The 10,941-nt window shown below is 31.0% G+C and carries 9 protein-coding genes; 3 read left to right on the forward strand and 6 right to left on the reverse strand.

Translation table 11 applies throughout. The features are described from left to right. The 4 genes from ACVC2P_RS09350 to ACVC2P_RS09365 all read right to left on the reverse strand — a co-directional run. The coding region (locus ACVC2P_RS09350; protein WP_452598207.1) for an inorganic diphosphatase at nt 1-259 on the reverse strand (259 nt) is incomplete at its 3' end. Between the two features lie 233 nt (nt 260-492). Continuing rightward, nucleotides 493-1,080, reverse strand: a complete 588-nt coding sequence (locus ACVC2P_RS09355) for a porin family protein (protein WP_452598208.1) — start codon at nt 1,078-1,080, stop codon at nt 493-495. 67 nt (nt 1,081-1,147) lie between these two features. After that, nucleotides 1,148-1,927 (reverse strand): membrane metalloprotease, encoded by a 780-nt coding sequence (locus tag ACVC2P_RS09360; RefSeq protein ID WP_452598209.1) that lies wholly within the window; start codon nt 1,925-1,927, stop codon nt 1,148-1,150. A 147-nt stretch (nt 1,928-2,074) separates the two neighbouring features. Further along, the gene (locus ACVC2P_RS09365; RefSeq protein ID WP_452598210.1) at nt 2,075-3,136 is read right to left on the reverse strand and encodes a hypothetical protein; all 1,062 of its coding nucleotides are present in this window, start codon (nt 3,134-3,136) and stop codon (nt 2,075-2,077) included. 167 nt (nt 3,137-3,303) lie between these two features. On the opposite strand from ACVC2P_RS09365, the gene ACVC2P_RS09370 reads away from it, so the two are divergent. Genes ACVC2P_RS09370 through ACVC2P_RS09380 form a run of 3 tightly spaced genes read left to right on the forward strand, consistent with a single transcriptional unit; the run spans nt 3,304 to nt 7,300 of the window. After that, the gene (locus ACVC2P_RS09370) at nt 3,304-3,813 is read left to right on the forward strand and encodes an RNA polymerase sigma factor (protein WP_452598211.1); all 510 of its coding nucleotides are present in this window, start codon (nt 3,304-3,306) and stop codon (nt 3,811-3,813) included. Nucleotides 3,814-3,867: 54 nt separating this feature from the next. Further along, nucleotides 3,868-4,776, forward strand: coding sequence for a FecR family protein (locus ACVC2P_RS09375; protein WP_452598212.1), 909 nt, complete (start codon nt 3,868-3,870; stop codon nt 4,774-4,776). Continuing rightward, on the forward strand, nt 4,763-7,300 hold the full coding sequence (locus ACVC2P_RS09380; RefSeq protein ID WP_452598213.1) for a carboxypeptidase-like regulatory domain-containing protein: 2,538 nt from the start codon (nt 4,763-4,765) through the stop codon (nt 7,298-7,300). Before ACVC2P_RS09375 ends, ACVC2P_RS09380 begins: the two co-directional genes overlap by 14 nt. Before the next feature lies 1 nt (nt 7,301). On the opposite strand, the gene ACVC2P_RS09385 is transcribed toward ACVC2P_RS09380, so the two are convergent. Both ACVC2P_RS09385 and ACVC2P_RS09390 read right to left on the reverse strand, forming a co-directional pair. Continuing rightward, entirely contained in the window at nt 7,302-9,806 is a 2,505-nt protein-coding gene (locus ACVC2P_RS09385; RefSeq protein ID WP_452598214.1) for a DUF5686 family protein, read from the reverse strand. Nucleotides 9,807-9,893: 87 nt separating this feature from the next. Next, on the reverse strand, nt 9,894-10,871 hold the full coding sequence (locus ACVC2P_RS09390; RefSeq protein WP_452598215.1) for a pyruvate dehydrogenase complex E1 component subunit beta: 978 nt from the start codon (nt 10,869-10,871) through the stop codon (nt 9,894-9,896). Nucleotides 10,872-10,941: the final 70 nt, after the last annotated feature.

Genomic DNA, 10,941 nt, shown 5'->3' on the forward strand with positions numbered 1-10,941 from the left:
GGAATACTCCAATAGGCTTAACCTCTACAACACACATTGGAAATGTAGGCTCTGTTCCCATTACTAAAACATCTAATGGATCTCCATCTAATGCTAAAGTTTCTGGAATAAAACCGTAATCTCCCGGATACATCATAGATGAGAATAACATACGATCGAAACGGATTTTCTTTAAATCGAAATCGTATTCGTACTTATTTCTACTTCCTTTTGGTATTTCTATTAAAACGTCGAACGTTAATTTTCCTTTTGGACTCATTCAAAAATTTTATTTGTCATCCCTATTAAAACAGGAATCTATTATTATTCACTTTAATTAACTCAAAAAACAAGTGTTTTTCGGCGTGCAAAAGTACTGAAACATTTGAGTTTGTACAAGCAAATTAGGATTTGATTACGTTTTGGTAACTTAAAGAAAAGTGGTATTATACAAAAACCGATTAAAAAGTATATTTTTAATCGGTTTTAATTTATAGTTTTTATACCTAATTTTTAAAATCCAAATCCTAAAGAGACTTGTAATACTCTATTTTTAGGCTGCCCATCATCATAAATTTCGCCTAACCCTAAATAGTATCTTACGCCTAAACTAACATTAGATTCTGTTTTAAAGCCAACTCCAAAATTAGCACCATAATCAAAGCTATTAGGATCAAACTCTTGTTCTACATCAAATAGATTAAAACTACTATCAAACTCTTCCTTATGAGAAATAGCAAAACCTATTTGTGGTCCAGCTTCTAAATAAAAATTAGAGGTTGGGTATAACTTTAATAGTACTGGTAAGTTTATATAGTTTAGCTTTTGTGTGAAAACACTATTATTATTTCTTATTTCATAACCTTGCTGAGAGTATAAAAGCTCTACTTGCAATGCTACAGCATTACTTACAAAAGATTCTCCATAAAACCCTACGTGAAATCCATGTCTCTGGCTAGTATCACCACCGTTTTCAAACTTTACTGATGCTAAATTATAACCTGCTTTTATTCCTGCGTTAGATTCTTTTTTGTCGTCTTGCGCGTTTACCATTAGTATGGTACAAAAAGATAATGCTATTGTTAAAATGTATTTGTTCATTGGTTTTTTATTTTATGTTGAATATATATTATATGTTTTTATCTTCAGTTAGCAAAATTATCATGTATTATTTTCCGCCATTAGCTTGTAAGTCTGCTATGCATTGGGCATCTAGCTGAGGAATTTGTCCTCCTGAGACCATACCACCAATACCACTTCCTGTCTCTGCTTGCCAAAACATTAGGCAGTCATTCACATCACAGTGTTTAGGTTGTGCAGCATCTTCATGATTACTCTGCAAATCGGCTCCTAAATTTGTTAATCCTAAAATATGACCAAATTCGTGATGTATTACTGTTGATTCTAGCACACTTCTATTTGGCTCTAAAGGCTCATTACTTAAATCGTGAATTGTTTTTTCGAATATAACAAAAGAAGTATTTCTATAGGCTGTTCCTAATACTACATTATTACCAGAATTGCTTGCCGAAGCTCCATCTGCAAAAAACACCCATACTGCTATTGTGTTTCCAGAGTTATATTGAGTTCTGTTAGCCTCTTCTAAATTTACTATTTCTTGTATAGAATAGGTTGTATTACCTGGAGGTGTTATAGCTCGTTCTTGTACAGTTATTCCGTTTGGTTTAAATGTTCTTGCTTCTAAAAATGATATAAAATTGTTTATTGCAGTCTGTGTTGGCTTAAAGCCCTCTACATAAACAAGTTCTATAACCATGCTTGTAAAAGTATCGTCCGACAATAAATCTCTTGATGAACTTCCTGTTACTTGTTGATTCGCCGTTGTATTATTTTGATTATTATCTGTACCTCCATTAGTATTATTTTCATCGTCCTTAGAGCAGGAATACAGTAATATTACAGCGATAAATAAAATAATTCGTTTCATAAATAATTAGGTTAATATTAAACTGTCATCTTAATTCTTTTTTTACGATGACAGTTTAATTATGATTTAGAGTTTGTAAAAATAATAAACTATGTACTTTGAAAGAATTTTCTTTTACAAGTAATATGTTTTATATTAATCTTTTTACTAATTAACAGTGTTTAAAACTAATGTTATTGCTGTATTGGTTGTACTTTGTAAAGAGACTGAGTTATTGCTAAAACTAGTAACCTCCCAGTTTTGATTTAATAACGTAAAGGTTGCATTTCCTGAAAAATTTAAGTTTAAAAATACTTCTGTTTCAGACGTTACCTCATAGGTTCCTTCTACATCTTCTATTGTAGTGTTTACAGTATTTTCTGCTACCATTGTTAAATCGTTAGCAAAATCTATAGTAAATTCAGCATAATCATTAGCTGTATCTATACCAGAGTTAACAAAAGATTCTATTTTAAATATATTATTTACTAATATTTCTTCTAAAGCATTTAAATTTTCTTCTGCTTCTTCCATTTCATCTTCATGGTCCATACATTCTTGAACACTGTTTTGTAATTCAGAATCACTAGCTATTGTAGTGGTTACTTCTCCTGCAGTTACAGCTGTAATTGGGTAGCTTACTGTAAACAACTCGTTTTCATCAAAATTATTAATATAAGTAAACAACTGCTCTTCACTTTCTAGGACAACACTCCCCGTTTGGTCTAAATTTAAACTATAAGTTAAAATTGTCATTGGAAACTGGATATCAATACAAGATAAGGCATCTTCGGCTTGGTTTTCTGCTGCTTCGCATGCATTTATAACAGCATCAAACTCCGATTGATTAGATATTACCACTTCAGTATAATTACTTAATTGAAGTGAAAAAGGGAATTGTAACGTTACATTATCTTCATCTGTATTAAATTCGGCTAAAATAGCTGTTACTGTTTGGTAGTCAGATTCACTTACAAGGGTAACCTCTGTATTATTTACTGTTGCAGTTACAGGAAAAAGTACCGTAGCACAAGATACACCATCTAAAAAGTCATCAAACGAACCATCTAACATTGCAGATCGTTTTAAATTGGTTGCTGTTTGCGAATTTGCAGTGTTAGCATTAGTTGTTGGGTTTTGTCCTGTTTCTTCACTAATTTCATCTTGGCATGATGTAAATGTTAGTAAGGCTGTTAAAAATACTCCTGTAATTAATTTTAAGTTTTTCATAATTTTAATTTTTTTTAGATCATTAGTTTTTTATTGTAAATTTTCTTTTTCAATAGCGAATCTTCGCCCATTTGTACTTTAGACACATACTTTTTAATTTACCCCACCTTTGTAAATATTTTTTTTTAGTTTACATTGCTATTTCTTTATTTTAAACTTATCATATAATGAGTAATAAGATGCTTTGCGAGGATGCTTTTTTTAATAATTTTTATTTAAAGCACATACAACATGCTACTAATTTTGCATTTTATAAGTGTGGTGATAGTAATGAAGCATTAGATTTAGTACAAGATGCCTTTTCTAAATTATGGGAAAACTGTGCTAATGTAGATTTAAATAAAGCTAAGAGTTACCTTTTTACATCTGTTAATAATTTATTTCTAAATAAAATTAGACATCACAAAATTGTATTAGAGTATGCAAAAGCGGCTCCTTATGTAGATATTAATAATCAAAACCCAGAGTATTTATTAGAAGAAGAAGAGTTTAAAACCAAATTACAAAATGCCATCGCGTTATTATCTGTTAAACAAAGGGAAGTTTTTTTACTAAATAGAATTGAAGGTAAAAAATATAGAGAAATTGCAGAGTTACTGGGTATTTCGCAAAAGGCAGTAGAAAAAAGAATGTCTTCTGCTTTGACAAAATTAAAGCAAACAATAGGAAACATATAAATTAAGGTAGGGTAATTTAAATAGTGAGTGTCCTAAAATTGAAGGTATTATAAAATGAAAAACGAAAAAGACATATTAAAATGGTTAGATAATGAACTTTCTAATGATGCTGTAAAAAACCTAAAGCAAATAGAGGGTTTTGAAGTATTAGAAAAAATAGCGCATTATAGTTCTCAAATGCAAGCTCCAAAAGTTGACGCACATAAACTGCTAGAAGAGTTTAAAGTAAAGCATAAAACGAAGACAAAAACTAAGTCTTTAAATTTTTCACGCTTTTACAAATACGCTGCACTACTTATAGTGGCATTAACTGCTGGCTATTTTATATTTAATACTAATAACACCAATTTTAATACTGCTATTGCAGAAACAGAAGTTATAACGCTTCCAGATAATTCAATAATAACCCTTAATGCTGTTTCTAAGTTAAGTTATAATGCTAAAGAATGGGAAAAAGAAAGACACTTAAATTTAGAAGGAGAAGCTTTTTTTAAGGTTAGTAAAGGCCAATTTTTTACTGTAGACACAAATGCAGGTGTTGTAAAAGTACTTGGCACACAATTTAATGTAAAAGAACGTAAAAATTATTTTGAAGTGCAATGTTATGAAGGCTCTGTTTCTGTTACTTATAACAAAACTAATATGGTTTTAACTCCTGGAAAATCGTTTAGGGTTGTTAATGGTAATATAGACCCTGTTAGTGATTTTAAAACACTAATGCCTTCTTGGTTAAATAAAGAATCGACCTTTGTTAAAGTACCTTTAGAGCACGTTATTACTGAATTAGAAAATTATTACGATATTAATATTATTACTAAAGCTATAGATAAAAGCATTTTATACTCAGGTTCTTTTTCTCATACTAACAAAGAAGTTGCATTACAAGCCGTTACTATACCATTAAAACTAAGTTATAAAATTGATGGCAATACGGTTACTTTTTACAAATATGAAAGCGAATAAACACCTTGTCTACATACTTGTTATAATTACACAGTTTTGTTTTAGTCAAGTAGCATTAGAACAAATACCACTTGTAACATTTTTAGAGACCACAGAGACTAAGTTTAATGTAAAGTTTTCCTATGCTTTTAACGATGTTTCTCATGTAAATATAACACCTCCTAAAGACCGTTTAAACCTTGAACAAACCCTTGTTTATCTTAACAAAAACTCGCTTTTAAACTTTAAAAAGTTAGATGAACGCTATATTACTGTTTCTGTTTTAAACAAAGTTATTACTATCTGTGGCATTATAAAAAACAGTGCTAACGAGCAGCCTTTGGCTGGTACATCTATTGTTATAGAAAATACTTCTAAAGGCACTATTAGTAATTTTTCTGGAGCATTTCAATTAGATAATGTGCCTTTAAATAGTACCGTTTTTATTTCCTATTTAGGTTATAAAAGTATACGTATTAATGCCAACACACTTTTTAAAAGTGAGCTAGATAATTGCAATATTATTAGACTTATTGAAGACGATGTTGAGCTTAATGAGGTAAATATTACTAAATATTTAACAACAGGTTTACAAACACGATTAGATGGAAGTACTGTACTTAACACTAAAAAATTTGGTATTCTTCCTGGTTTAATAGAGCCCGATATTTTACAGTCCATACAAGCTTTACCAGGAGTTGAAAGTACCGATGAAAGTATTTCTAATATTAACGTTCGTGGTGGCTCTAATGATGAAAATTTGATGCTATGGGACAACATAAAAATGTATCATTCTGGTCATTTTTTTGGACTTATTTCTGCATATAATCCTAATTTAACTAATAAAGTTATTGTTAGTAAAAATGGTACAAGTAGTCAATATAGTGATGGGGTGTCTAGCACTATAAATATGTATACTAAAAACAAAATAAGTAATACTTTTTCTGGTGGAGCTGGCATTAATTTAATAAGTGCCGATTTATTTTTAGAAATTCCTATTACCAAAAATCTTGAGTTCCATGTTTCGGGGAGACGTTCCTTTACAGACATTTTATCTACACCTACTTACGAAAACTATTTTAATAGAAGTTTTCAGGATAGTGACATTAACACTTCTCTTGAAAATGGTACAACCGCTTCTAATTTTAACTTTTATGATTACACTTCCAAAGTATTATATAATATAAACGATAATCATAAAATTAGGGCAAATATTATAGGTATTAATAATACTTTAGATTACTCAGAGACTATAAACTCTGATAACGAAACATCTACTAAATCGAGTAATTTAAAACAAGAAAACCTTGGTATAGGAGCTACTTGGATGGCACATTGGTCTCCTAAACTAAAGACAGAATTCATTACATATTATTCTAAATATAATGTAGAGGCTTCAGATTTAAGAAAAGAAACCAATCAATTATTACTACAAGGGAATGAAGTCTTAGAGACTGGTGCGAAATTAAATATTAATTATAAATGGTCCAAGCAGTTCAACTTACTTTTAGGCTATCAATTTAATGAAACGGGTATATTAAACAGAACCAGTGTTTCTATCCCGTTCTTTAATCGTGTTAATAAAGAGGTGTTAATAAATCATGCCTTATATACTGAAGGCGAGTATAATAATGGTTCAACCTATTTAAGAGGTGGTGTTCGTGTTAATTATTTTCAAAAATTTAAACTTCTGCTTGTAGAGCCTCGCATTAATATAAGTCAGCGTCTATCTCATCAATTTTCTTTAAAGCTAGAAGGGCAATTTAAAAATCAAACAGCAACTCAAATAATAGATTTTCAGGATGATTTTTTAGGTGTAGAAAACAGGCGTTGGATTTTAGCTAACGAAAACGATATACCAATAACAACAAGTAAGCAGGGATCAATGGGAATTCTTTTTAAGCAAAATAATTTTAATTTGGAGCTTAAAGGATTTTATAAGTTAGTAGGAGGCATTACGACAAGAAATCAAGGCTTTTATAATAATTTTCAATTCCTTAATGCTTCTGGCAATTATACCGTAAAAGGGTTAGAGTTTTTAGCTAATAAAACAGCAGAAAATTATAGTGCATGGCTTAGTTATACTTATGCAAAAAACGATTATGAGTTTAAGCAATTTACGCCTTCTATGTTTCCAAACAATGTAGATATTAGACACTCTGTTTCTTTAGCTTTTAACTACTCTATACTAAAGAATTTAAAAATAGCTCTTGGTGGCATCTGGCGATCTGGGCAACCTTTTACTAAACCTTTAGATGGAAATGAGACAATACAAGATGGTAATAATACTTTTGTTAATTACGATTTACCAAATAATGAAAATCTACCAAGTTTTATGCGTTTTGATACGTCTTTAAGTTATTCCTTTCAATTCTCTAAAACAACAAAGGGTACTATAAATGCAGGTATTAAAAACGTAACCAATCAAAAAAACATTATTAATCGCTATTACGAAGTTAATCGTGAAGATTCTGAAAAAACGATACAAATAGATAACTTATCGTTAAAATTAACTCCAAATGTTAGTTTTAGAATCGCTTTTTAAGTTAAAAATAAAATCCAAAACTACCAGTAACTCCAAATTTTCTGGCATCTGGGTTGGTTTGCGAGTTTAAGTAATTCCCTCTAAAGTTGAAATCTAATCTAAACACTTTAAAAATATTACCAATACCAATACTGTATTCGTAATAAGCTTCTTTTGTAGGTGCTTTATAGATTAATCCAGAAGCGTTTAAATCTCTATTAGCTTGAGAAATATCTCCAACAACTGCTCTAAACCCAGCAATGGCTCTTAGGTTATACTTTTTTAAGAGCGGTATTCTTGAGAATAAACGACCATTAAAATTATGCTCTACATGTAGCGTTGCATACTCATCGGTTACAAATTCATAAAAATCTAATTGAGAGAATGTGTTATAAATAGAGAAATAGGTTTGGTTTCCTGGTACCACACTCATTAAACCTAACGGAACTTCTCCAAAGGTTTTACCAACTTCTACTGTAGTATATAATCTACCAAAACCTCCAATGGCCCAAGGTTGTAAATAGGAGAATTGTAATTTGGTATAATCGAAGTCTCCATTTAATATACTTTTATCTCCTCGTGTTACTTGTGCAAATAGGCGAGCAAAGTCATCATTTTTAGTTCGGCGTTCTACACCAAAGCCTGTCATTTCTCGCTTAGGAAAATACGATAATGAAAAGGCTGTTTCAAATTGTTTTATCTCAGACTCTGTAGTTGTTTGTGTTGCGTCTGTATAATAGTCTAAACTAAAGGTTGGCGATGCCGACTCTAACGTTCTATAGGTTCCGCTAAGGCGAGTTATAAAGTTTCTAAACGGTTCTGCTTCTATGGCTAATGTGGTTAGGTTAACATTAGTCAACTTATCGTTAACACCTGTTCCTACAACCGATGACGAAGCTAAACTACGTCCTAAAACATCCGTAGATGTTGTTAAACTGGCTCCTATTTGTTCTACATCTCTCCTATTTCCTCCAGAGATTATAAAACGACTCTTTTTATCGAGTAGCCATTTTCCTGAAATACCATATTTAAATTTATCATCTTTAAATCCGTAAGCTAAAAAACCTTCAATACGCCATAAATCGTTCTGCCCAAAATAGGTTCTTCCGCCACCTCGTAGTCTTAAGCCTTCTACATCATTATAGCCAAAGGTTGAAAAAATTGGTCCGTAATCTAATTTTAACTCAGGAAATTCAATATAACCAGATGCTAGAATGCTTCCTAAATTATATAAGCGTTTAAACTTCTTGGTTTTCTTTAAAGAGTCTAACATAGTATAGACCCCTTTTTCGTCCTTACTTAAGGATTCCATTCTGTTTTTCTCCCAGAATTCATCACTTTGGTTATATAGGTCTTCATCGAAACTGTATACTTTTTCTTTGTAGAATTTTTGATCTTTTTCTACATCAAATTTATAGTTATCGTAAAGTGTTGTTCGCTTACCGTAAATTCCTTTAGATTTTTCCTTTTTGTTAAAGGCGAAATCCGACATAAAATAATCTCGCTTTATTAAAAACACAGAATCATTAAGGACATCAAATTCTTGCTCTATATATATTTCTTTTACCCAGTTTATATTAGCGCTTTTAGAGGCTTGCATATTAATACTTTTAATAGCAAACGTAGTATCTGCCACCCAAAAGTCGCCTTTAAAAGTTAGTTCGTTTTTACGTCTAGGGTAATATATAATGTTGTAACACCATTTATTATCTATAAAAGTACTATCGGATAATACATAGTTATAGGTTTGTATTCCTGTTCTAGATATTGGACTTGTAAAGCTTTTATCGAAAAATTTTAAATAGTTATTATAAACATCGTAATCAGAATATAAGTCGTCTACAAAATCTATAATCACTTGATTATTGCTAAACCCAGAGTTTTTATTACCTTTTAATATTTCTCTGTTTTGTTTTGTTACATTATCTCCGTATACCTCACTAGATTTTTCATTAATAAACATTGGCAAGTACGTTTTCCCCGTTACTTTAGAGGTATCAACTTGGTCAAACACAAACTCCATCCCTTTAAATAGCTTACTTTTTATAACCGAACTGTCTATTGTATTAAGGTCGAACTCTACTTTTTCGTATTTATCGTATTGGTATTGTTTGTATTGTTTTAAGCCATTACTACGTTTGTTTGCCCATATTTTCCTTAATATATCAATGGCTGGATTATTCTTTTTAGGCTGTTTCCCAGATACAATTACCACTTCATCTAAAGCCGCAACAGCTTCTTTTAAAGTGAATTTTAAATTATAATTTACACGTTTTTCTAGCTTAATAGTTTGAGTCTCGTAACTTATAAAAGAGACTTCAAGTGTGTCATGGTTTTCATCACTTTCTAAATAAAATTTTCCGTTTTCATCCGTAATTGTTCCTTTACTTGTTCCTTTAAATATAATATTGGCATAGGCTACAGGTAAATCGTATTCATCAAAAACGTAGCCACTAACTTTTGTTTGCGCTAAAACGGAAAGGCATCCGAAGCAAAAAAAGAAAAACAGTAATTTATATCTATTCATGTAATGGTTTTAAAAAGAAAAACTTCATCAACAATCGTGCTAATGAAGTTTAAATAACGTAAAAAAATATTATTTATTAGTACAATTCTATCTGTACATTACTTTTTTAACAGCTTTAACAACATCTTCACTATTTGGTAGCCATTCTGCTAACAATACTGGAGAGTATGGTGCAGGAGTATCTGCTGTGTTAATTTTTACAACAGGAGCATCTAAATAATCGAATGCTTCAGATTGTACAATGTATGTTAACTCTGTTGATACATTTCCAAATGGCCATGCTTCTTCTAAAACTACTAAACGGTTAGTTTTTTTAACAGATGCTAAAACTGCAGCTTTATCTAAAGGTCTTACTGTACGTAAATCTATAATTTCGCACGAAATTCCATCTTTAGCCAATTCGTCTGCTGCTTTGTAAGCTTCTTTTATAATTTTACCAAAAGAAACAATAGTTACATCTGTTCCTTCTCTTTTTAATTCTGCAACACCTAATGGAATAGTGTATTCTCCTTCTGGCACTTCACCTTTATCGCCATACATTTGCTCACTTTCCATAAAAATTACTGGATCATCATCACGAATGGCAGATTTTAATAGTCCTTTTGCGTCATAAGGGTTAGAGGGAACTACTACTTTTAATCCTGGTGTATTTGCAAACCAGTTTTCAAAAGCTTGAGAATGCGTTGCTGCTAACTGTCCAGCAGAAGCGGTTGGCCCACGAAATACAATTGGACATTTAAACTGCCCACCAGACATTTGTCTAATCTTAGCTGCATTATTTATAATCTGATCAATTCCAACTAAAGAGAAGTTAAATGTCATGTATTCTACAATAGGTCTATTACCCGTCATAGTAGAACCAATTGCTACACCTGCAAAACCAAGCTCTGCAATTGGTGTATCTATAACACGTTTAGGTCCAAACTCGTCTAACATTCCTTTTGATGCTTTGTATGCACCGTTATATTCTGCGACTTCCTCCCCCATTAAATAAATGCTTTCATCTCTGCGCATTTCTTCGCTCATCGCTTCAGCTATTGCTTCTCTAAATTGAATTGTCTTCATCTATTCTTTTTAATTGAAAAGCAAAAATAAGAATTCACGTAAAACTATTAAATAAATAATAGTTTTAAAT

The organism is Pontimicrobium sp. MEBiC01747 (assembly GCF_053601635.1).